The 23,270-nt window shown below is 67.8% G+C and carries 20 protein-coding genes; 5 read left to right on the top strand and 15 right to left on the bottom strand.

The window, feature by feature from the left end; translation table 11 throughout:
- Position 1: 1 nt before the first annotated feature.
- From CGU35_RS00450 to CGU35_RS00435, 4 genes are read right to left on the bottom strand one after another with little or no spacing between them, the layout of a single operon-like run.
- Entirely contained in the window at positions 2-1,975 is a 1,974-nt protein-coding gene (locus tag CGU35_RS00450; protein ID WP_232711084.1) for a glycogen debranching N-terminal domain-containing protein, read from the bottom strand.
- Positions 1,972-2,877 carry a carbohydrate ABC transporter permease gene (locus CGU35_RS00445; protein ID WP_100809702.1) on the bottom strand — a complete coding sequence of 302 codons (906 nt, stop codon included), beginning with the start codon at positions 2,875-2,877 and terminating at the stop codon, positions 1,972-1,974. Before CGU35_RS00445 ends, CGU35_RS00450 begins: the two co-directional genes overlap by 4 nt.
- On the bottom strand, positions 2,874-4,007 hold the full coding sequence (locus tag CGU35_RS00440; RefSeq protein ID WP_100809701.1) for a carbohydrate ABC transporter permease: 1,134 nt from the start codon (positions 4,005-4,007) through the stop codon (positions 2,874-2,876). Before CGU35_RS00440 ends, CGU35_RS00445 begins: the two co-directional genes overlap by 4 nt.
- A 2-nt stretch (positions 4,008-4,009) precedes the next feature.
- A complete protein-coding gene (locus tag CGU35_RS00435; RefSeq protein ID WP_100809700.1) occupies positions 4,010-5,257 on the bottom strand; it encodes a sugar ABC transporter substrate-binding protein in 1,248 nt (415 codons plus the stop codon).
- A 216-nt stretch (positions 5,258-5,473) separates the two neighbouring features.
- On the opposite strand from CGU35_RS00435, the gene CGU35_RS00430 reads away from it, so the two are divergent.
- Complete coding sequence (locus CGU35_RS00430) at positions 5,474-6,496, top strand: LacI family DNA-binding transcriptional regulator (RefSeq protein WP_100809699.1); 1,023 nt, start codon at positions 5,474-5,476, stop codon at positions 6,494-6,496.
- 12 nt (positions 6,497-6,508) lie between these two features.
- Here the strand turns inward: CGU35_RS00430 and CGU35_RS00425 are convergent, their stop codons facing one another.
- The 9 genes from CGU35_RS00425 to CGU35_RS00385 form a co-directional block, all read right to left on the bottom strand.
- On the bottom strand, positions 6,509-7,303 hold the full coding sequence (locus CGU35_RS00425; RefSeq protein WP_100809698.1) for an IclR family transcriptional regulator: 795 nt from the start codon (positions 7,301-7,303) through the stop codon (positions 6,509-6,511).
- 101 nt (positions 7,304-7,404) lie between these two features.
- Positions 7,405-8,493, bottom strand: a complete 1,089-nt coding sequence (locus CGU35_RS00420; RefSeq protein WP_100809697.1) for a zinc-binding dehydrogenase — start codon at positions 8,491-8,493, stop codon at positions 7,405-7,407.
- A 110-nt stretch (positions 8,494-8,603) separates the two neighbouring features.
- Positions 8,604-9,572 (bottom strand): helix-turn-helix domain-containing protein, encoded by a 969-nt coding sequence (locus CGU35_RS00415; protein ID WP_100809696.1) that lies wholly within the window; start codon positions 9,570-9,572, stop codon positions 8,604-8,606.
- A gap of 142 nt (positions 9,573-9,714) precedes the next feature.
- Complete coding sequence (locus CGU35_RS00410; protein ID WP_100809695.1) at positions 9,715-10,806, bottom strand: zinc-binding dehydrogenase; 1,092 nt, start codon at positions 10,804-10,806, stop codon at positions 9,715-9,717.
- Positions 10,803-11,366 carry a hypothetical protein gene (locus tag CGU35_RS00405; RefSeq protein ID WP_100809694.1) on the bottom strand — a complete coding sequence of 188 codons (564 nt, stop codon included), beginning with the start codon at positions 11,364-11,366 and terminating at the stop codon, positions 10,803-10,805. Before CGU35_RS00405 ends, CGU35_RS00410 begins: the two co-directional genes overlap by 4 nt.
- A gap of 59 nt (positions 11,367-11,425) precedes the next feature.
- Positions 11,426-12,448, bottom strand: coding sequence for an ABC transporter permease (locus CGU35_RS00400; RefSeq protein ID WP_100809693.1), 1,023 nt, complete (start codon positions 12,446-12,448; stop codon positions 11,426-11,428).
- Positions 12,445-13,431 (bottom strand): ABC transporter permease, encoded by a 987-nt coding sequence (locus CGU35_RS00395; RefSeq protein ID WP_100809692.1) that lies wholly within the window; start codon positions 13,429-13,431, stop codon positions 12,445-12,447. Before CGU35_RS00395 ends, CGU35_RS00400 begins: the two co-directional genes overlap by 4 nt.
- Entirely contained in the window at positions 13,428-14,993 is a 1,566-nt protein-coding gene (locus tag CGU35_RS00390; RefSeq protein ID WP_181003481.1) for a sugar ABC transporter ATP-binding protein, read from the bottom strand. The genes CGU35_RS00395 and CGU35_RS00390 overlap by 4 nt, the downstream gene beginning before the upstream one ends.
- Positions 14,994-15,063: 70 nt before the next feature.
- Entirely contained in the window at positions 15,064-16,356 is a 1,293-nt protein-coding gene (locus CGU35_RS00385) for a substrate-binding domain-containing protein (RefSeq protein ID WP_157813852.1), read from the bottom strand.
- A 376-nt stretch (positions 16,357-16,732) separates the two neighbouring features.
- Here CGU35_RS00385 and CGU35_RS00380 point away from each other — a divergent pair, with 376 nt between their 5' ends.
- The 4 genes from CGU35_RS00380 (at position 16,733) to CGU35_RS18690 (ending at position 20,898) form a co-directional block, all read left to right on the top strand.
- Positions 16,733-18,220, top strand: coding sequence for an aldehyde dehydrogenase family protein (locus CGU35_RS00380; RefSeq protein WP_219811484.1), 1,488 nt, complete (start codon positions 16,733-16,735; stop codon positions 18,218-18,220).
- Between the two features lie 129 nt (positions 18,221-18,349).
- Positions 18,350-19,759, top strand: coding sequence for an aldehyde dehydrogenase family protein (locus tag CGU35_RS00375; RefSeq protein WP_100809688.1), 1,410 nt, complete (start codon positions 18,350-18,352; stop codon positions 19,757-19,759).
- Positions 19,760-20,028: 269 nt separating this feature from the next.
- Positions 20,029-20,670, top strand: coding sequence for an ATP-binding protein (locus CGU35_RS00370; protein WP_181003480.1), 642 nt, complete (start codon positions 20,029-20,031; stop codon positions 20,668-20,670).
- Between the two features lie 99 nt (positions 20,671-20,769).
- The gene (locus CGU35_RS18690; RefSeq protein WP_269800315.1) at positions 20,770-20,898 is read left to right on the top strand and encodes a hypothetical protein; all 129 of its coding nucleotides are present in this window, start codon (positions 20,770-20,772) and stop codon (positions 20,896-20,898) included.
- Positions 20,899-20,907: 9 nt separating this feature from the next.
- On the opposite strand, the gene CGU35_RS00365 is transcribed toward CGU35_RS18690, so the two are convergent.
- Entirely contained in the window at positions 20,908-21,348 is a 441-nt protein-coding gene (locus CGU35_RS00365) for a MarR family winged helix-turn-helix transcriptional regulator (RefSeq protein ID WP_100809686.1), read from the bottom strand.
- 21 nt (positions 21,349-21,369) lie between these two features.
- The gene (locus CGU35_RS00360) at positions 21,370-23,262 is read right to left on the bottom strand and encodes an FAD-dependent monooxygenase (protein ID WP_100809685.1); all 1,893 of its coding nucleotides are present in this window, start codon (positions 23,260-23,262) and stop codon (positions 21,370-21,372) included.
- Positions 23,263-23,270: the final 8 nt, after the last annotated feature.

Below are 23,270 nucleotides of genomic sequence, written 5' to 3'. Positions count from 1 at the left end.
GTCAGCCCGCGAAGACTCCCGGAACGGCCCCTCGGGACACCTGCGCCGCGACGACGGCGGCGGCCGCGGACCAGGCCTGCGGGCGACACGCCGCGGGATACGGGGTCGGTGTACGCGTCTCCGAACGGGGGTCGCCGCTGTGCAACTCCGGCATCCGGAACCGGAAGGCCTCGGCCGCCTCGAGCAATCCGTCGACGACCGTCGCAGCGGCCTCCCCCAGGCCCGCACGCGCCATGCCGTGCGCGACGATCGCGGAGTCGTGGGTCCACACGCTGCCGCCGTGATAGCTGAGGGGCCAATACCCCGCGGCATCCGTCGACATCGTCCGCACCCCGAATCCCGACAGCATGCTCGGCCCGAGCAGGAGTTCTGCCACCGCGCGCTCGTCGGCCGGATCAAGAATGCCGGTGCCGAGCAGGTGGCCGATGTTGCTCGTCAGGGTATCGACCGGACGTTTGTGCGCATCGAGCGCGACGGCGGGATACCGCCCCTCCGGGGTCTCCACCCAGAACGACTCGGCGAAGCGCTCCCTCAGCCCCGCGGCCCAGGACCGCAGCTCGTCATATCCGGACTCGCCGAGGCGCTCGAGGATGGATGCGCCGGCGAGCGCGGCCTCGTACGCGTACCCCTGCACCTCGCACAGGGCTATCGGCCCCTCCGCGAGCTCTCCCGTGCGCCACTGGATCGAATCCCCCGAGTCCTTCCACCCCTGGTTCGCGAGACCGTGGCCGGACTCGTCGACGTAGTCGATGAACCCGTCGCCGTCGCTGTCGCCGTGATCGACGAGCCAACCGAGCGCGGATCGCAGCGCGGGCACGAGGGCGCGCACCTCGCCGTCGGGCATGCCCCACGCCCAGGCATCCGAGAGGAGGCACACCCATAGCGCGGTCGCATCGACCGTGCCGAAATACACCGGGGGCAGAACGATGCCCTCTCCCGGCATCTCGAGGGGCGTCGCCCGCAGCTCGTGCAGGATCTTGCCCGGCTGCTCGGCCGTCGCAGCATGGGTGTCCTCGCCCTGCATCCGGGCGAGGACGCGAAGCGTGGATGCCGCGATCCGCGTGTCGACGGGCAGGGCGAGCCGCGCGGCCCACAGCGAATCACGCCCGAAGAGGGTGAAGAACCACGGGGCGCCGGCCGCGTAGAACTCGTCGTGCGGATGATCGGGGAGAGCGAGCCGCAGCGCATCGAGATCGCCCAGGGCCGCGTCGAGCCAGCGCTCGACACGGGGGTCCACCCCGCGGCCGTCGTGCGTGCCCGCGGGCGACACGGGGCGCCACTCGATGGCGCTCGCGGCACCCTGCACCACGAGCGTCGGGTCCTCGAGCGCGACGGACCACGCGACCTCCACCGTGCCGCGCGCGGGAATCCGCACGCTCCACACGAGCGTGATCGCATCGTCAGTGACCTCGACGGATGCCTCGGGCGCGGTCACCGCGAAGGACTGGTCCATCGACGACACGGTGACGACGGGGGCCGCGCCCCGGGCGGTCCCTTGCTCGGCGGACCATGCGCGCGGCCCGGCCATGCCGCCCTTGACATCGTGGAGAGAGGCGAACTCGGGCACGAGCCGCACGCGCAGCACGGTCTCGATCGGGTGCCCGACGTGAGAGCGCAGCGAGATCGTCTCGTGCACGCTTCCCGCCTCCACGATCCGGTCGCGGACCACCCTCACCTTCGGGTCGGGTGTGGGGTCGTCCAAGCGCCGCATGATCCCGCCGAACAAGGCGCGCGAGGCACTCTCCGGGGATGCGGAGATCCACTCCGGCCTCGCGCCGTCGTATGTCAGGGATGCCTCCCGCAAGTACCGCACGTCTCCGTGGAACACCCCGTCGATCGCACGATCGGGATCGTCTGCGCGAACATCCCCGTCGCGTCCCGACCACACCTGGGTCGGGGCGCGCAGGACGATCAGGGCGTCGCTGATGAGTGGCTGCACGGGGGGCGCGTCGATGGACATGCGGGCATCGGTCATCCCTTTACTGCTCCTTCTGTGGTGTTCATGATGCGTTTCTGGAAGACGAAGAACACGATCGCGACGGGAATCGTCATGATCGCCGCGGCGGCGAGCTTGACCGGGTACTGACTGCCCTGGCTCAGCTGCCCCGAGGCGAGGGACGCCACGCCCTTCGTGAGCGTCGTCAGGTCTGGAGACTGGGTCGCGACGATGAAGTGGCTGAGCTCGTTCCACGATCCCTGGAAGGACAGGATGACGATCGTGATCAGCGCGGGGCGCGCCATCGGCAGCACGATCGACCAGAACACGCGGAACGGGCCCGCGCCGTCGATGCGGGCCTGCTCCTCGACCGAGGACGGGATCGATTCGAAGAAGTTCTTCATGATGAAGACCCCGGCGGCATCCACCAGCAGTGGCAGGATCATGCCCGCGTAGGTGTCGTAGAGGCCGATCTGGTTGAGCACGAGGAACTTGGGGATCAGGAGCACGACCCCCGGCACGGCCATGACCGCCACCACGAGCGCGAAGATCACGGTGCGCCCCCGGAACTGCAGCCGCGCCAGCGCATACCCCGCGAGGGATACGAAGAACACGCGCCCGAGCGTGACGGTGACGGTGACGATCGCGCTGTTCATGAACCAGAGCGGAAAGTCGCTGCGGGTGAACAGCAGGTCGTACGCCGCCAGCGACCAGATGCTCGGGATCAGCGAGATCGGGTCCGAGGCCGCCTCGGCATCCGTCTTGAACGAGGTCGCGACCTGCACGAGGAACGGATAGACGTACACGAGCGCGAGGGCGGCCAGCAGGGCGTAGAGCGCGAGCTGGGCCGCGATCACGCGCCCGCCGTAGCGCCGCACGCGGCGACGGGCGGGCCGGTCCTGGATCAGGACCTCGGCTTCAGCGAGGGCGGTGTCGGTCATAGCTTCGTCCCTTTGGGCTGATACTGCGCGGCGCGACGCTTCGTCCCTTTGGGCTGATACTGCGCGGCGCGACGCTTCGATACCGGGCGCTCACGCAGGACCCAGCGCTGCAGGATCGTGAACGCGATGATGATGACGAAGAGGATGAACGCGATCGCCGCGCCCTCTCCCCAGTCCTGACCGATGAATGCCGAGTCGTACGAGAGGTACGCCGGGGTCAGCGTCGTCTTCGCCGGTCCGCCCTGGGTTCCGGTGTAGATCTGGTCGAAGACCTGCCAGCAGCCGATCAATCCCAGCGTCAGCACGGTGAACAGCGTCGGACGCAACTGCGGCAGCGTGATGAGACGGAACCGCTGCCACCCGCTCGCGCCGTCCATCATGCCTGCCTCGCCGAGTTCCGTCCCGATGTTCTGCAACGCCGCGACGAAGAGAAGCATGAACGTGCCGCTCGTGGTGAAGACGGCCATCAGGATGAAGGCGCTCATCGCCACCGATGGACCGGAGAGCCATTCCCAGGCGCTGATGCCGAGGAACGAGCCCGAGGCGAGGAAATCGGGTCCCTCCTGCACGCCGACGGCTCCCAGCGCCACGTGGACGATCCCCCGCGGGTCGCTGAACCAGTTCGGACCCGAGATGCCGACCCACGAGAGCACCTGGTTGACGACCCCGGTCGTGGAGAACAGGAAGAGCCACAGGACCGTTATCGCGACGGAGCTCGTCATGGAGGGGAAGTAGAAGGCCGTGCGGAAGAAGCCGCGGCCGCGGAGGATCGCGCGGCTGACGAGCACCGCGAGGAACAACGACAGGATCGTCTGGAGCGGCACCACCAGCAGCACGTACCAGGCGTTGTTGCGCATCGCGATGCCGAAGTCCCGCTCGGCGAGACCGCCGCCGCTCGTGACGGCCGCGTAGTTGTCCAAGCCCACGAAGCCGACATCGCCGGAGAGGGGACTCCCCCTTCCCGTCCAGTCGGAGAAGCTCACCCAGAGCGCCATCAGCACCGGGACGAGCAGGAAGACGCCCAGGATGACGATCACGGGGGCCGTGAAGATCCATCCGGCGGCGGCCTCGCCGCGCCGGATCCCCGACCTGCGGGATCCGGCGCGGGAGGCGGTGACCCGAGTGGTCATGGTCAGCCGACCACGGCCTCGAGGTTCCCCTGCACGGAGTCGAGAATCGACGCGGGGTCACCCGTCTTCAGCGACTCCAGCTGGGCGTTGAAGTCCGCGATCACGTCGCTCGCGCCGTCGCTGTTCGGCGGGAACTGGGCATACTCCGCGCCGTTCAAGAACGCTGCCAGGTCGGGATTGGCTTCCGTCCAGGCATCCGCTGCCGACATGACGGATGGCATCGGACCGAACGCGTCGGAGAAGGCCAGTTGCTGATCCGCGGTCGTCAGGTGCTCGACGAGGTCGAGCGCCGCTTCCTGGTTGGGGCTGTCCGCCGACATTCCCCAGCAGTTCGTGAACTGCAGAGTTCCCTTGCCCGACGGGCCCGCCGGCAGCTCCGCAACGACGTACTCGACGTCGGGGAAGTCGTTGCTCATCGCCCCGCCGATCCAGTTGCCCTCGATGACCATGGCCGCCAGTCCCTTGCCAAAGGCCTCGCCGCCCCAGCCCGCGCCGAGATCCGACGCGTAGGCGAAGGTGCCCGCCTCGAGGCCCGCCTTGACGTACTCGAGCGCCTCGACGTTCTGGGAGCTGTTCGCCACGGCTTCCCCGTCGACCACGAGGCCGCCGCCGGCCTGAGCCATGAATGTGCCGATGCGCTGGTACTCCGTACCGAAGGCGAGGCCGGCCGTGCCACCCGAGCTCAGGGTCGCCGCCACCGCGTCGAGCTCTTCCCACGTCGTGGGGATGTCGGCATCCGTCAGTCCCGCCGCGGCCCACAGCTCGGTGTTGATGACGAGCGCGAGGGTGGAGAAGTCCTTGGGCGCACAGTAGAACTCGCCGTCCACCGTGAAGTTCTCGACGAGCGAGGGGTAGAAGTCGTCTTTGTTCGAGAGCAGATCGCCGTAGGGCATGAGCGAGCCGTTTCCCGCGTAGCCCGCGATCTGATCCGTCGACAGGTAGAACAGGTCGGGCGGGGACCCGGCAGCGAATCCCTGCGAGAGCTGCTGCGCGAGGTCGTTCGCGACCTGCACCGTCGCATCCACGCCGGATTCGGCGGACCAGGCCGCGACGGCCTCTTCGACGGCGACGGTCTCGGCCTCGCCGCTGGAGCCGATGAGGATCGTGAGGGCGTCGTCCGAGGACGTGAGTTCACCGTCGACGCCGGATGGAAGGTCGAAGCTCGAGCCGCCGCATCCCGTGAGCGCGAGCGCGCCGACGAGGACGAACGCTCCCGCCCCGATGACGTTCCGGATGGTGTGCCGTGTCATGTCTCTCTCCTTTGATGAGGTCACGAGGGCCTCCCGCAGTGAGGCCGGAGGGACAAGTTTGAACGATCAAATTTGCCCGCTAAGAGCACGCTATGAGGGCATGACGATGCATGTCAAGTCACTCGGGGTAGCCTGGACGTAACGATTTGAACGTTCATGTGCGGGGGCGGCGCTGCCGCACTCTCCCCGCGCAGCCGAGGCCCGGGAGGCGCGGAGATGGCGAAGGCGCCCACCGTCGAGGACGTCGCCCGCGTCGCCGGGGTCTCGCGCCAGACCGTCTCCAATGTGCTCAACTCCCCCGAGATCGTCCGCGAGTCCACTCGGGAGCGCGTCGCCCATGTCATCGCGGAGCTGGGCTACCGCCCCCACGCGGCCGCGCGGCGCCTGCGCACGCGCCGCAGCTCGACCATCGGCATCCATCTCGATCCCTACACCGGCGGCATCTCGGGCGTGCTCCTCGACCGCTTCGTGCACGCCCTCACCGAGCGTGCGAGCGAACGAGGCATGCGCGTGCTGCTCTACAGCGCCCGGACGGCGGAGGAGGAGATGGAGCGTCTCGGCGACCTCATCGACGGCGGCGAGATCGACGCCGTCGTCGTGACGGGGACGTTCTTCGGCGACCCGCGCACCGGGTGGCTGGCAGAGCGGGACATGCCCTTCGTCTCCTTCGGGCGACCATGGGGAGGCGGCGACGTGTATCGCTCGACCCACACGTGGGTCGACGTCGACGGGGCCGCCGGTACCCGTGCCGCGACGCGTCACGCGCTGGCGACGGCGGGACCCCGCGTCGGGTTTCTCGGCTGGCCGAGCGACGGCGGCACGGGCGACGACCGCGAGCGGGGCTGGCGGGAGGCGATGGCGGAGGCCTCGGCCACCGGTCCGCGCTTCGAGACCGTCGACGGCCTCGCCGACGCCCGCGCCGTCATGACCGCGGCCTTCGCCGACGGCCGGACCATCGACGAGCTCGACGCCCTCGTGTGCGTCAGCGACGCCCTCGCGGTCGGCGCGCATCTCGCCGCCGCCGACGCCGGCCGCCGAGCGCTTCCGATCATCGGATTCGACAACACCCCCGTGGCCGAGGCCCTGGGCATCTCGAGCGTCGAGCAGTCGCCCGAGCTCGTCGCGGCGGGCGCGCTCGACCTGTTGATGGGGCCGACGGGGAACGTGATCGCGCTGCGCGACAGCGAGGCAGCGCCCGAGCACGTGCTCGTGGAGCCGCGGCTCATCGTCCGGCCGTAGCGGCGCGGCGCGTCAGAGCCCTTCGTGCATGTCCTTCGCGATGGCGTGCGCCGTCACCCGCAGCATCGAGGCGTACCGCCGCTCATCCCAGTGCTCCGAGGATGCAGCGATCGTGACGACGGCGGTCGGCGTGTCGAGACCGGACGGGATCGGCGCCGAGATGCCCGCGGCGCCGGCGTCCACCTCGCCCAGCTGCGTCGCATATCCGCGGCTCCGGGCCGCGGCGATCGTCGCGCGTAGACGCGCCTGCCCCACCGTGGAACGTTTCGTCTCACCGTCGAAGATCCGGGCGAGATAGCGTTCGATCCAGTCCGGCGACTGCGCCGAGACCAGCGCGCGCCCGCTGGCCGTCGTATGGAGAGGAAACCGCCCGCCTTCGTGGGCGAGCACCGGCACGGACCGCGGACCGCGGACGTGCCCGACGAACATCACCTGCGCCGTCTCGGGGATCGTCGTCGTCATGACCGCGATGAACACGTTCTCACCGCACGCCTCGTACAGCCGTGTCAGATGATCCTGCGCGGCCAGGCGTAGGCGCACACTGATGTGCGAGAACTGCCCGAGTTCCCAGACGAGGGTCCCCATCGCGTAACGCCCGCTCGCGGTCCGGGTGAGCAGGCCGAGGTGGACGAGGTCGCCCGTGATGCGATGCACGGTCGACCGGGGCAACCCGGAACGCTGAACCAGCTCACGCACCGACAGCGTGTCGTCCGCGTACGTGAAGCAGCGCAGCAGGTGCACGGTCCGAGCCAGCACCCTCGGCACGCCCTCGAATTCCGGGGTGTGCTCGTCCGGAATCGAGGACATGGGTTGAGCGTAGCCACTCGAGGGACCGTATCGCGCGCGCTCCCAGCCGTTTGCGGACACGACAGCCGGGCCCCCACGGCCTCGGGGGCCCGGTGCGTGCGTCAGGGAAACGTCACCACCGTTCGTCCGACATGCTCGTGGATGTGCGCGTAGGCATCGTTGACCTGCTCGAGTGAGATCGTGCGGGAGACGAGTTCGTCGAGGTGGAGCACGCCGCTGTTGTACAGCGAGACGTAACGCGGGATGTCCGTCTTGAAGTTGCCTGATCCGTTGAAGATCGGCCGGATGCGGACCTGGTTCCAGATGAACTCGGGTCCGATGCTGATCTCCAGCGTCGCCCCCGGCATGTTGATTCCGACGACGCCCAGCTCTCCCGCTCGACCGACCGAGTCGTATGCCTGCCGGGTCACCTCGGGGCGGCCCACGAAGTCGAAGACGAAGTCGGCCCCGCCCCCCGTCGCCTCGCGTACCGCGGCAACCGGTTCCGTCGTCGATGAGTTCACGCGGGCGGTCGCGCCCATGCGCACGGCGAGTTCGAGCTTGCTGTCAGAGATGTCCACGGCGACGATCGTCGAGGCTCCGGCGATACGTGCCGCCTGGATCGCTGCGAGGCCGAGGCCGCCGCAACCGTAGATGGCGACGGACGCACCGGCCGGCACTTTGGAGGCGTTGAGAACGGCGCCCGCGGCCGTCAGCACGCCGCAACCCAGGATGCATGCGACCTCGTGCGGAATGTCCTCGTCGATGCGTACGAGGTTGTTCTCGTGGACGAGGATCTGCTCGGAGAAGCCGCCGAGCTCGACGACGGGCGTGACGGCGGCGCCGTCCAGCGTGACGCGGGCCTCCTCGCCCGGTGCCCGTGTCACGAACGCCGGTTGGCTGCACATGTTGATGTCGCCACGCAGACAGGCGGCGCAACTGCCGCAGTGCGACTGCAGGGAGGCCACGACATGGTCACCCGGGACCAGGTCGACGACATCCGGACCTACCTGCTTCACGACGCCCGAGACCTCGTGTCCGAGAATTGCGGGTAGCGCGAAACCGCCGAGCGAACTCGCCGTCAGATCGCTGTGACACAGCCCGCTCGCCTTGACGTCTACGAGCACCTCACGACCGATCGGCGACGCGAGTCGCACATCCGCGGTGCGGAACGTGCCGCCCACCTCATCGAGTACGAGCGCCTGCACCATCGCGTCCTCCTTCGGCCGTACGAGCTTTGTCTCCACGCTAAACGCGATGCGCACGACCCCGTTTGACCGCGCTCGCACGACTGTTGACGGTGCGCGCACCAACCCGGGCGCTAAGCGGCCTGCTGTCCGGCGGCGCGGATGTCACGCGCGCTTCGACCGAAGTGGTCCTTGAAGACGCGGCTGAAGTGGGTCGGCTCGAGGAAGCCCCATCGGGCGGCGATACCCGCGATGGGCCACTGCGCCATGACAGGGTCCGTGAGATCGCGGCGGCAGCGTTCGAGCCGGCGCTGTCGAATCCAGGCGGATGTCGTCGTCCCCTCACGCTGGAACAACACCTGAAGATAGCGGACCGAGATGAAATGTGCCGCGGCGATCTTCCCCGGCCCCAGGGCGGGATCGCCGAGGTTGTCGTCAATGTATGCGCACACTCGCCGCAGGAGTGCCCGGCGCGATGTCTCCTCGTCGTCGATGTCCAGTTCACTCACAAGCATCGTCGTCACGAGATCGACGAGGTTGCGCGCGAGCCGGGCCCCGGCCGACGACTCGAATTGATGCAGGTCCGCGGCAAGCGACGCGATGAAGGGCGAGATGATCGAGGTCATGCCGTGATCGCTCGAGAGGCGGACGGCGGTGAGCTGGCGCACGATTCCCGGGGGCAGCTCGACCTGCTGCCTCGGCAGCATCACGACAGCGGTGCGGGCCCCCTCGGACGAGATCAGCGTGTACGGGCGAGTCGTGTCGTAAAGGGCGACATCGCCGACACCGAGCACGGCCTCGCGGTCGTCCTGGAGCACGATGGAGGTGCCGGAGAGCATCGTACTGAGCTTGTAGAACTCTCCCGTCGTGGTGGTCTCGATCATCCTCGGGGTGCGCTGCACGATGTGCTCGTTGGCGGCGATCTCGTAGCAGTAGACGTCGTCCCGCCGTGCGGCCCGGATGCGCCCCGTGAAATCGGGGCGCGAGGTCGTGACCTCCAACGGCATGAACGACGCCTGCACGAGGGCGTTGAACGCATCCATGCTGTGGGCGACGGATGTCATCACGCCCCGGGACTCCGAAGGCTCGACTGGATGCTGCATGGATGGCCTCGCTCCCGCTGTGCGTCGTTGCAATCAACTAGGTGGTGCAACGCTAGGGCGGCCCCTCGCCCGGCCGCCGAGATTGTCCCACAGCATGGGACGGTTCCATGCTGTGGGACAGCCGTGCGGCGGGCGTCGACCCTCAGAACGCGGTGACCACCGACCGCGCGACCTCCCCGCTCATGAGCCGGTCGTAACCCGCGTTCAGGTCCTCCAGGGCGATGCGCTGCGAGACGAGCGCGTCGAGCTGGAGTCGGCCCTGCAGATACAGCTCGGCGAACATCGGGATATCGACATGCGGGTTCGTCGACCCCATCGAGACGCCGATGATGCGTCGCTGCGGCAGGATGATGTCCGAGAACAGATCGACGTCGAGTACCGTTCCCGGCTTCTGCACACCGATGAGAAATGCGCCTCCACCGACGGCGAGCATCCGTACCGCCTGCTCCGCGGTCGTCTTGAGACCGATGACCTCGAACGCGTGGGTCACCCCTCCGCCGGTAAGCTCGCGCACCGCCTCGACCGCATTCGTACCGGATGCATCGACCACATCGGTCGCGCCGAACGACCGGGCAAGCGCGAGCTTGGCGGGATGCAGGTCGACCCCGATGATGCGAGACGCCCCGGCCAGGGCCGCACCCTGAATGGTGTTCAGCCCCACGCCGCCGCAGCCGATGACCGCGACGGTGTCTCCGGGGCGAACGCAGGCCGTGTTGATCGCCGCGCCCGCACCCGTGACGACACCGCAACCGAGCAGGCATGCCACCTCGAACGGCACGTCGGCATGCAGCCGTATCGCGAGGTTCTCGTGAACGAGCACACGCTCGGCGAACCCGCCCACCCCCATGAACTGCGTCACGCGCTCGCCGTCGACACCGAGCCGCGACGGATCGTCGGGTGAGCGCTCGAGGCGCGCCACCTGCGTGCAGCGGTACGGGCGCGCGCTACGGCACTCCGCGCAAAGGCCGCATCCGGCGACCATGCACACCACCACGCGGTCACCCACCGACACGGCGCTCGCATCCGGTCCGACCTCGACGACGACTCCCGCCACTTCGTGTCCGAGGAGGGCCGGCATGGGAAACCCCATGCCGTGCTGCGCAATCGAGAGGTCACTGTGGCAGAGTCCGCTGGCGCGTACCTCGATCACCACCTCGCGTCCGATCGGATCTGCAAGGTCGACGTCGGCGAGGCGGAAGCCGTCGCCGGGCGCGGCGACCAGTGCGGCCCTCATCGGTCCGCGGCAGCGAGCAGTTCACTGCCCGGGTCGTCGGGTCCCTCGTGTTTCACCGGGGGACCGGCGAGGAAGAAGAACCCGACCTCCCCGCGGCCCTCCTCGGGCGTCCCCGTGCACAGGAAGAGCCTGTCGTTCACCTTGCGCACCTCGTCCAGGAAGCCGATCGAACCGGCCGGGTTGTCGAAGTCGCTGTACTTGAGCAGGAGCGTGGGCTTGCCGTCGATCGGCGAGATGCCCCGGTGGATTCCGAACCGGTCCTTCCGGGACACCGAACCGTCCGCGTTGCGGATGCGGTTGTACCCGGATGCCCCGCCGTCCTCCTCCCCCGGGAAGCCCTTGCCCAGCCAGAATGTGCCCCCGCCGGCCTGGATGCGCCCGAGCGCCGCCGCGAAGGTGTCTTCGCTCTGTCCGAGGTAGTCGAAGCCGGCATACTCCCCCTTCATCTCTCCGACCGCGGGGGGCGACAACTCGGCGAACAGCTCGATCAGCGACGGCTTGTCGAGCGCGGACAGATGGGGCACCTGCCAGTCTTCTCTCGTGCCTGCATGGGTCATCATCGGTCTCCTCTATCTGGTGGGGTGGTCGGTGTGGCGAACAGATTGGATCGGAGCCGGGGTCATACGCGGTCCGCGAGTCTGCGTCCGCGTCCGTAGATGACCATCGCGAGAAGGATCACCAGCCCGTAGAGGATCTGCTGGTCACTCGTGGCGAGGCCATGCCCGATCAGGACGGTCGTGATGATGGTGAGCATCACCGCGCCGACGACGGTACGGGTGTAGTCGCCCGGGCCGCCGAACGCGGTTCCGCCGATGATGACCGCGGCCAGACTCTGGAACAGGTACGGGCCACCGATAGCGGTGTTGACCGTTCCCGAGAACGACGCGAGCGCGATTCCGGCGAGCGAAGCCATCAAGGCGCTGGTCGCGAAAACGAGGATCCAGACGCGCCTCACGCGGATGAGCGCGTACGACGCGGCCCGAGCATTCGCCCCGGTCGCCTGGAGCCGCCGGCCCGCCACCGTCCGGTGGATGAACACACCCATCGCGATGGTCAGCAGCAGCCAGATCGCGAGGATCGGAGGGAAAGGAAGCCCGAAGGTGGTCGAACGAAGAGAGGTGAGCGCGAGCAGCCACTCGGGCGCTCCGCCGGCGATCATGCCCTCGGTCGGCACCTGCACGAGCCCCAGCGCGAAGGTCCCCATCGCGAGCGTCACGATCAGAGGCTCGATCTTGAAGCGATGGCAGACCCACCCGACGAAGGCGCCGAGCACGAGCGTGAAAGGGATCAGGAGGAGAACGGAGACTCCGACCGGTATGCCGAAGGTCGCGGGCAGCTGGGTGACGGCGACAGCTCCGACGACGAGGAAGCTGGCTACCGACATGTCGAAGCCGCCGATCAGCACGACGAGCGTCTGTCCCATGCCCGCCAGCGCGACGAGCGATGCAAGCACGAGCACGGACACGATACTCGTGGGGCGGGCGAACCCGTCGAGCGTCGTCGCCCCCACGATGAATGCCGCGACCGCTATCGCCAGCTGGAGCACGGGAAACCGCTCCTGAAGACGCAGTGCGGCTGCCAGCATCCGTGGCCGCCTCTTCGCGATCTCGGTAGCGACGGCTTCGGTGGTCAGGGCGGTCATCGACGGTCCTCCTTCGGGGATGCTGCCAGCACGGCGCCCATGATGACCGCGAACAGCAGCAGGGCACCGAACACGAGGTTGAGCCACACCTGGGAGACGTTGAAGAGGGTGAGCATGTTCTGCACGAGGAAGATCACGGCAGCACCGACCAGAGCCCCGAGCATGCCGCCGCGGCCCCCGAGCAGGCTGATGCCGCCGAGGGCAACGGCCGCGATCGCCCCGATGGTGTAGGCGCCGCTGGCGGTTGCGTCCACGGAACTGACCAGCGCTGTCAGTGCGATACCACCGATCGAGGCGAGAATCCCTCCGATGGAATAGGCGATGAGGCGCACCACTGCCACGTTGATGCCTGCCGAGTACGCCGTGGCGTCATTGCCTCCAGCGGCGTAGAGGTTGCGCCCGTAGGCGGTCCGCATGAGGAGGTACCACAGCGCCAACGGGATCCCGACGAGGAACAGCGCTCCCGGAACGAACCACACCGTGCGCGCAAGATCGAGCACCCACCCTTCGAACAGGATGAACGGGGTAGGTGCGAGCCGCAGATTCACGCCCATGAGCACGAACATCGACGCGAGCGTCGCCACGATCGGCGGCAGCCGCAACCCGATGACGATGAGTCCGTTCACGGTACCGATGAGGGCGCCGACGGCGACGAGAATCGGAATCGCGACGTACCCGCCGAGCCCCGCCGGCGTGAGGTAGCCGACGAGGAGTATCGAGGAGAGCGTCATCTGCGGGCTGATCGAGAGGTCCACGCCGCCCCCGACGATCGTCGCACCCATCGCCATCGCGGCCAGCGCGAGCGGCGCGAAAGCGGCGAGCTGCTGAACCGGCCCGAAGTCGGGCTGGAGGACGAGATTCACGACGAGCATCAGAAGCGCGAGGATCGCGGCGAAGGCAGCCGGGTGTCGGCGAAAGAAGGCCCTCAGTGTTGTGGGGATCTGTCGTGATGGCGTGCCGCGCGGTGGCGCCAGGATGGTCATAGTGCGTTCTCCCTGCCGAAGAAGCTGGATACGAGGGCCTCGCGGGTGAGTTCCGCGTGGTCGAGGACGGCGCTGCACTCGTGACCGTTGAAGACGAGGACCCGGTCCATCAGTTCGATGTGCTCATCGACCTCCGTCGAGAGCATGACGACCGCCAGCCCCTCGGCGGTGAGATCGGCGAGCAGCCGGTACAGGTCGCGCTTCGCATTGATGTCGATGCCACGGGTCGGGTCATTGAGCAGCAGGATCCGAGGTCGTGTCGCCAGCCATCTGGCGATGACGACCTTCTGCTGGTTTCCTCCGCTCAGGGTCGTGATGGCGTCGGTCGCGCGCCCGTACTTGATGCGCAGCGGCTCGACGTACTCTTCGAAGCGACGTGTCGTCCGGCTCGCCCGCACGAATCCACCCCGTGCGTCGTCGGCGATCGTCGAGATCGCGAAGTTATCGAGGATCGACATCCACTCGAACAGCGACTCCGCCCGACGCTCACGTGGCACGTAGGCGATGCCTTCGCGGTGCGCCGAGGCGTGGCTCGTGATGACCCGCTCGTCGGAACCGTCGACCCTCACGACCTCGCCGGTCTCCTGGCCGAACCCGGCGAGGGCGCGAAGGAACACGTCCTGACCCTGGCCTTCCAGCCCGGCCAGGCCGAGCATCTCGCCCGCGCGCACGTCGAGCGTCACGGGCGCGCTCCCGGGGGCGAGGGCGACATCGCGGGCGCGCAGCACCACCTCGCCCGCGGGACGCCGCTCGCGAACCTCGGCCCGAACGTCGGCAGGAGCGAGATGGTCTCCTCCCGTCATCATCTCGACGAGGCCGGGAACGGTCCATTCCCCCTGATCGAGGGTTCCGACCGTGACGCCCGAACGGAGGACGGTGATGCGGTCGCCGATCTCCTCGACCTCATCCATGCGGTGGGTGATGAGCACCAACCCCTTGCCTTCGTCCCGAAGCCGACGCGCCGTGGCGAACAAGCGCGTGCGACTGTCGTAGTCCAGAGCGGACGTCGCCTCGTCGAGGATCAGCACCTGCGGGTCGCGGAGCAGCGCCCGCGCGATGGAGCACACCTGGCGCTCGCTCAAGGTGAGGTCCTCGACGAGAGCACTCAACGACGGCGGCGATTCGAGGAGTTCCGCGAGCACGTCCTCGGCACGACCCATCCGCTCTTCGCGGCTGAGTCGTGAAGCGAAGAGACCGTCGGAGCCGAGCCAGAGGTTCTCGAGCACGCTCCGGCTCTCGATCGAAAGCACTTCCTGGAAGACGGTGAAGATACCGGCTGCTTGAGCCTCGGCAGGCGAGCGGAACCGCCGCTCCGAGCGGCCTGTGACCGCGATTGTTCCGCTGGTCGGTGCGTGGACCCCGCTGAGGATCTTCACGAGAGTCGACTTTCCGGATCCGTTCTCTCCGACCAGAGCATGGATCTCGCCAGCGCGCACATCGAGGGATGCGTCACGAAGAGCGATGGTGGGGCCGAAACGCTTGCTCACCGATTCGACGCGCAGGATAGCGCGATCGGGATCGGCGGAAGCACGTGAGCCTTGTTCTGTTGGGGTGATCGTCACTGCCCTGCCTCCTTGTTGACGTCGCGGGCGGGGCGGCGCCGCGTCACCGCGGGCGCCGCCCCGATATCGATCAGGATGCGGGGTGCGTGAAGTAACCGTCGAGGTAGTCGGCCGGCAGGAGCGATCCGACCGTCTTGGTCTCTTCCGTGGATGTCGTGGTCGCACCGGGTACGAGGTATTCGTCGACGTTGTCGGCCGTGATGAACTGCGTCTGGAGGGCGATCTGATTGATCTTCGGTCCCTCGCCTCGCATCGTGCGCAGTGCGACATCCCACAACGCCTCACCGAACTGCGTGCCCGTGCCCGGCATCGCCAGTCCCTTGTACCCGTCGGGGCTCAGTTGCTCCCACCAGGCGAGTGATGCCGCGGTCGGGAGATTGTCCACGACGAGCGGCTGATCGTCACGACCCGTGTCGGCGAACGCAGCAAAGACTCCGGCGCCCATCGAGGCGACCTGGTACACCATGTCGACATCCTCCGGGTTCGAGGCGAGGAAGCTCACCATCGCGGACTTCGCACCCGGGTCGTTGAAGCTGCCGGCCGGCTTCCCCACGATCTCGATCCCCTCGCAGAGCGCGAGGGTCTGCTCGGCAGCGGACACGGAAGACGTGTTCACGGTCATGCCTTCGATGCCCTGCATGATCACGACGTTGCCCTCGCCGCCGATCATGTCGGCGCCGCGCGAGATGGCCTGCGCGACGCCGTCGAACGCGTTCGGGGTGATGTTGAGCGCATAAGGCGATGCGACATAGCCCGTGAAGGTCACGGTGGGTACGCCCTGCTCGCCCGCGCTGTTCACCGCCGCGACGAGCGCCTCGCCCGAGAGCGGCTGGGCGATGATGATGTCGGCACCCTTGCGCACGAGCTGCTCGAACGCCCGTACCTGATCAGCGGCGGTCACCGCGCCCCCCGTTCCACCGGGAGTCTCCACGATGAGGTCCGCGACGTCACCAGCCGACTTGGACTTCGCGAACAGTCGGTCGATCTCGGCGGCGAGCGAGGCCGCGACGGGGCTGCCGGAGTCCTGCTGCAGGTAGCCGACAGTGATCGGCCCATCGGCGATCTTCGACTCGAGGTCCGACCAGGCGCTCGCCTCGACCGTGTCGGGCCATCCGTTGAAGGCGGTCTGGATCTCCTCCGGCATCTTCGCGATGAGTCCATCCGGGTCCTTCGGAGCGACCACCGGCACGCTGCCGCATTCGGCGTCGATGGGTGCAGCGCTACCCGTCCCGCCACCCGCATTGGAGGATCCGCCGCCCCCGCACGAGGCGAGAACGAGCACGACCGGCAGCGCAAGGAGCGGTGCCAGTCGGCGATATCCGCCGCGAGGGGTGCGAGTTGCCGTGAGTTCTTCTCTGGTCATGTGATGCCGTCCTTCAAGAGTGTCGATGCGTGACGCCCATGTCATTCGCTTCGCGCGCCGTCGCGGCAGCGGTGCCGTCTCGGAGCGACCGGGCCCGGGTCGTAGGTGCCTGGATTCGCCACGCTATGGTTCATCGACCCCGGGGAGAAGACGTCGTCCGGCAACCGTGCGGCTCGGGTCAAGTCACGTGCGTACTCGGCTAATCGGCATGGCCCGTGAACGTCTGCGCCCTCGGCGATGCCTCTTTGACCACGCGCGCAGCCCGCTTTCCCTGCCGCGCACACGTGCTCGGGAGGGATGGCGGCCGCCGCCCTATTACGGGAGAGTCAGCGCCAGCCGACTACCGCTGGTCGGTAACTCGGAAGGAATACACCCCATGCCCGCAACCGAAATGACCCAACCCGCACTCATCGACGAGTCGGTCTTCTCCGGCCGGATCCACATCGATGGGGAATGGATCGTCGGGGAGGGCGGTGAAGCGGACTCCATCGAACCAGCTACCGGAAGAACTCTCGCCAAGGTCGGCTTGGCCTCACCCGGCGATGTCGCTCGCGCCGCCGAAGGCGCCGCCCGCGCGCAGGCGGAGTGGGCCGCGACGCCGCACCCGGTGCGCGCGGCCGTGATGCGCAGAGCCGCACAGCTGTGGGAACAGCACGCCGAGGAGATCATGGGATGGAACGTCCGGGAGGTGGGAGCCGTCCCGGCACTCGCCGGTTTCGCGCTGCACGTCACTGCTGCCGAGTGCTACGAGGCCTCAGCCCTCCCCTCTGCCCCGCTCGGCTCGATACTTTCCAGTGAAGAGCCGCGGCTGTCACTGGCCCAGCAGGTGCCCGTCGGCGTCGTCGGTGTCATCTCTCCGTTCAATGTCCCCCTGATCCTGGGCATTCGGGCGGTCGCCCCCGCGCTCGCACTCGGCAACGCCGTGCTCCTCAAGCCCGACCCCCGCACGGTGATCACGGGCGGTGTCTCGATGGTGCGGATCTTCGAAGAGGCGGGGCTTCCCGCAGGCCTGCTCCAGCTCGTTCCCGGCGGCGCCGATGTGAGCGAGGCGATGGTCGCCGACCCGCGCGTGCGCGTCATCGCGTTCACCGGCTCCACCCGGGCGGGCAGGATCGTGGGGGAACTCGCGGGCCGCCATCTGACGCGCGCCCACCTGGAACTCGGCGGGAACTCCGCCTTCATCGTTCGGGCGGATGCGGACGTCGACGAGGCGGTGAACTTGGCAGCCTGGGGCGCGTTCCTGCACCAGGGCCAGATCTGCATGACCGTCGGCAGGCACATCGTGCACGAATCGTTGTTCGATGAATACGTCGCGAAGCTCGCGGCCAAAGCGGAGTCGATGGCCGTTGGAGATCCTGCCACCGAGCACGTGCACCTGGGCCCGCTCATCGATGCATCCCAGCGAGACCGCGTGCACGCGCTCGTGCAGGAGTCGGTGGCACTGGGAGCGACTCTCGCGGCGGGCGGCACCTACGAGGGACTGTTCTATCGACCCACCGTGCTCGCCCACCCGTCGCGCGACGCGGCCGCCTACTGCGAAGAGGTATTCGGCCCGGTTGCCTCCGTGGTCGCCTATGCGACCGACGAGGAGGCCGTGCGCATCGCCGCCGACACCGACTACGGGCTGTCGCTCGGGATCGTCAGCCGTGATGCGCTCGGCGCGTACGAACTGGCGAAGCAGATTCCCACCGGCATCGTGCACATCAACGACCAGACCGTGAACGACGAGGCGAACGCGCCCTTCGGCGGCGTCGGCGCCTCCGGCACAGGCTCGCGTCACGGCGGAGAACGCGCGAACGTCGAGGCCTTCACGGAGACGCGCTGGATCACGATGCGCCGCGAGCCGGGGCAGTATCCGTTCTGACCCCCGTATCCCCGAGGCGGGGAGACCAGACCGCGAACCCCTGGCATGGCCCGAGTCATGCCAGGGGCCCGTCCCCGGCTCCAGAGGACGGGCGCGAACGCAACAACGACGTCAGTTCTAGGAGGAACCATGACCGAGCCAACGACGACACTTCTCGACGCCATCACCGTAGGCGAGCGCGAGGGCAGAGCGATCCCGGATGCCGCAACCGGTGAGACCATCGGATGGGCACGCGTGCACACCATCGAGGATCTCGACAGCGCGGTGGTGCGCGCGCATGCCGCGCAGCAGTCATGGGCGGGGCTCTCGTCGGGCGAGCGCGCCGACTACCTGCGCCGTGCGGCCGACGAGATCGACGCACACGCGGAGGAGCTCGCGCAGATCATCGCTCGAGAGCAGGGCAAACCGCTGAACGGCGCGGGAGCGCGCTTCGAGGCGGCCGGCTGCGCCGTCTGGCTGCGCAGCGCGGCAGACCTCGAACTCGAGCCCGAGGTGCTCTTCGAAGCAGGGGGAAACCGCTCGGAATTGCACTACGTGCCCTTGGGTGTCGTCGCGGCGATCAGCCCGTGGAACTGGCCCGCGCTCATCGCGATGTGGCAGATCGCTCCTGCCCTGCGCGTCGGCAACACGGTTGTGGCCAAGCCGAGCGAATACACCCCTCTCAGCGTGCTGGCGTTGATCGAGCTGATGAACCGTCACCTGCCGGAGGGAGTACTGATCGGAGTGTCGGGCGACCGCGAGGTGGGTGCGGGTTTGGCCGGTCACCGTGGTATCTCCAAGGTGATGTTCACGGGGTCGACGAAGACCGGCCGGGAGATCGTGAAGAGCTCGGCCGGCAATCTCGCGCGCCTCACGCTCGAACTCGGCGGAAACGATCCCGGGATCGTCCTGGCGAGCGCGGATCCCGCGGCGATCGCGCAGGGGCTGTTCTGGGGGATCTTCATCAACACCGGTCAGACGTGCGCGGCGCTCAAGAGGCTCTACGTACACGATGCGATCTACGACGACGTCGTGCGGGAGCTGGCGATGCTGGCCGAGGGCGCGGCGCTCGGACCCGGTCTGGATGAGACGAGCCAGCTCGGCCCGTTGTCCACCGACCAGCAGTTCGACATCGTCTCGCACCTGGTCGATGATGCACGCGCCCGGGGCGCACGTGTCGTGACGGGCGGCGAGGCCGCCCCCGAGCTCGGACCGCGCTTCTACCGCCCCACGATCGTCGCGGACATCGAGGACGGAGCCCCGCTGGTGGACGAGGAGCAGTTCGGTCCGGTGATACCGGTGATCCGCTACACCGATCTCGACGACGCCGTACGGCGGGCCAACGCATCCGAACAGGCACTCGGCGCTTCCGTGTGGGGCGACCCGGTCGAAGCGGAGCGAGTCGCCCACCGCCTCGAGAGCGGCACGGTGTGGATCAACCAGCACGGGACGCTCAATCCGGCCGTGCCCTTCGGGGGAACGAAGGCATCGGGATACGGTCTCGAGTTCGGCATGCACGGGATGAAGGGCCTCGTCGCACCGAAGGTGATCACGATCTGATCGGGTGGACGAGTCAGCCCTATCAAAGGGTGGCGACCGCCTCGGTCAGAGACTCGCTGTCATCAGGTCCGGGGTCGTCATCAGGGCATCGGACAGTCGCGCCTCGGCGGCTTCGAGCTCCTTCACCCATACGGGCAGGAGCCAGTCCATTCGCCCACTAGGAACCTCGTCAGCGAAGACGGTCTCAGCCAGGGGGGCGCCGATTCGAGATCGGTGCGATGCTGCACCGAGTCGAGGAATCGCTGCGCCCTCTGTCCCACTCACGGAAGGTGAGCCTCAGGATCGGCGGTGACGTCGCGACGATCGTCGAGGGCGACGAGGACCAGCTCGAACAGACCTTCACGCACGTGATCGAGAATGCGGTGAAATTCACGCCGGTTGCGGGATGCGTGGATGTCGAAGTGATGGCGGCCAGAAGGCTGAATGGGAGCCCGAGCGTCACGATCGACATCACCGACACGGGAATGGGCATCCCGGCCGATGACATCCCTCATGTTTTCGAGCGCTTCTTCCGAGCCACCAACGCCCAAGTTCAGGCGGTGCGGGAACAGGTCTGGGGCTCGCCATCGTCCGCGAAATCGTTCGCGCGCATCGAGGAGACGTCTCCGTATCGTCCGTTCTCGGCGAGGGAACGGCTCTGCGCATCGAACTCCCCGCGCGGCAAAGCGCGCCCGTGCAGGACCGGAGCAAAGTCCCCTCGATGCCGTCTCGTGAAAATTACCCTGATCAGTTGTATTCTCGCGGAGACGGAGGGATCTGAATCCGGTCCAGACGAGGCTGCTCGGTCCGGCAGGAGGGTTCAACTCGATGTAGCGCGGTTTCTCGATGATTCTCGTGGAGGTTCGTCTACGCCTGCGGGGATTCAGTTGTTCGCAGATCTTCGCACGTCTCATTGCCCGGAGGGCGAATGAGGGCATGTCGGCCACGGCATAGTCCGCTCACCCAGCGTCGCATCACGACCGCCGGGCTGGACAACGAGCCCGTCTGGTCAAGCGTGCAACGCGAGCAGCTTGACCGCACTGCCTGGAGCGATCCCCGACCTCACCGGAAAATTGATCCGCGCCGCAGGTCCGTGGCAGTCGGCGACGCTCGCCGGCTGGGGCGGCCCGCCGGCGCCCACAGCCGGTGCTGCCGAGTAAGCACGGACCCTATCGCTCGAGAAGCGACCACAGCGCGCGGTAGAGCGCCGTTGCCTCCGCGGGGTCCATGTGCTGGGTCAGCTCGCGCTGCACCTCAAGAACGAGCGGTGCGAGGCGACGACGCTCGCTCTCGCCCCGCTCGGTGAGGGTGACGACGTTACGTCGCGCGTCGCCGTCCGCGCGCTGCCTGCTGATGAGCCCGGCACGCTCCATCCGGCGAACGAGGTCAGTGATGGTGGAGCGGTCGAGGTCGACTTCATCGCACAACTCGCGCTGGCTCGCTCCGCCGAGGCGGTTCAACACAGCGAGGATGCTGTACTGCGCGCTGGTGATCTCCGCAGACACCGTGCGCGCCCACGTAGCCAAGTGCAACTGCTGGGCACGGCGGATCAGATTGCCGACGTGCCGCTGCGGCTCGGCAATCGATTCGGGGAGGTCGTGGGCGGTCACGGCATCAATCGTGTCAGCCAATCACACCGGGCGCAGGACACCGCCGAAGAACGCGCACAGCTGGTCGCGTGCAGTCAGCGGCAGCACGTGTGCGATGTATTGATCTGGACGCACGACGATCATCGCCCCGTCCGCGGCGATGCCGCGCCGCGCGAAGATGTCGTCGGCGGGGTCGGCCGCCCACGCCTTCTCCCAATCCTGCAAACCGAGAGGTCCCGAGATCGGCAGCAGAATCTCGGGCAGCGAGGTCATGTCGATGTCGTGATGCGAGCCCCGGAATACCGCGTGCACGTCGATAACGGCGTCGATGTCGGCATGCGGTGAGCGGAACGTGTTAACGGGAGAGCCCACGTCGCTGCCGAGCCAAGCGAGCAGGTCTTGTAGTTCGGCTCCGGATTCGTCACCGAACGCGTAGAGACGCCAGCGACCGTCGGCGCGGTGCGCGTGTCCGAGCTGCATCAGCCGGGCGTCAGCCACACGCCGCACCGGGGCAGAATGGAACCGCGCTCCGACCTCGAACCCCGTTGCGAGGGTTTGGTGATCGAGCGTTCCGGTGAGGATCGAGGTCGCATAGGTGGTGGCGAGGCCGGCGGTGTACCGGCCCTGCCGAGCGAACTCGGCTTGCATCTCCTCGGGCGAGACCCCGCCGCGCTCGGGATGCTCGGGATCGCGCGAAGGCTGGGCTATGAATGCAGACCAGTGTTTGTCGAACTCGATCAGATCGGTCGCGATCGCCTGGCGTTCCTCCGAGTATGTACGGAGGAGCGACGCATCCGAGCGTCCCTGCAGCACGGCGGCGAGCTTCCATCCGAGATTGAATGCATCCTGCATCGACACGTTCATGCCCTGCCCCGCCTTTGCACTGTGCGTGTGGCATGCGTCGCCCGCGAGGAACAGGTGGGGCACGGCGTTCGCCGGCGGCTCGGGACCGAGATCATCGAAGCCTCTGGCAACCCGCTGGCCGACCTCGTACACGCTCGACCAAGCGACTTCCTTCACATCGATCGAATAGGGATCCAGGATCGCGTTCGCAATCGCACGGAGCTGCTCTGCCGATGTGCCGCGGATGGCCCGGTCTCCCGCGGCTACCTCCCCCAGATCGACGTAGATGCGCACCATGTTCCCGCCCTCGCGCGGGATCATGAGAAGACTTCCCTTGCCTGCCGACTGCACAACGTTCTTCGTGCGCCAGTCGGGGAAGTCTGTCGTGGCGAGCACGTCCATCACGCCCCAGGCGTGGTTCGCCGCGTCGCCCTCGAGCCGTATACCGAGCGACCGGCGTACGTTGCTCCGGGCGCCGTCGCATCCGACGACGTAGCGGGCGTGGACGACGAATTCCTCACCCTCGTTCATCCCCGCGGTGCGCCGGAGGGTGACCGCCACGGGTCGATCGCCCTCGACCATCTCGAACCCAACGAACTCGAGGCCATAGTCGGCCTCAAGCCGGCTCGCCGAGCGCGCGGCATACTCCAGCAGGTACTGCTGCATACGCGCCTGGTTCACGATCACGTGAGGGAACTCACTGAGCCCCGCGGGGGTGTCCTCAACCCACCCAGTGCGCACGATCTTCGAACGATCGGTCTCCGACGGCCCCCAGAACCGCACCTCGTTCACCCAGTACGCCTCGCGCAGCAGCGCGTCGGCAAGACCGAACGCCTGGAACATTTCGACGGTGCGGCAAGCCACCCCATCCGCGTGGCCAGCCGCGAGAGGCTCGGCCCGACGTTCGATGATGCGGGTCGAGATGCCGGGGAACTCCGCCATCTGCGCGGCCAGCACCGTACCTGCGGGTCCGGTGCCGACGATCAGCACGTCGAGTTCCGCGGGGAACTCGTCCGATCGCGCGAGCGCTTCGGTCGCGGCAGGCTGGATATCGGGATCGCCGGGGCGGTATCCGTCTCGGTAAAACTGCACACGTTCTC

Origin of the sequence: Microbacterium sp. BR1 (assembly GCF_002812725.1) — a bacterium.
Classification (GTDB): Bacteria; Actinomycetota; Actinomycetes; order Actinomycetales; family Microbacteriaceae; genus Microbacterium.
This window is presented reverse-complemented; position numbering and strand designations above follow the sequence as displayed.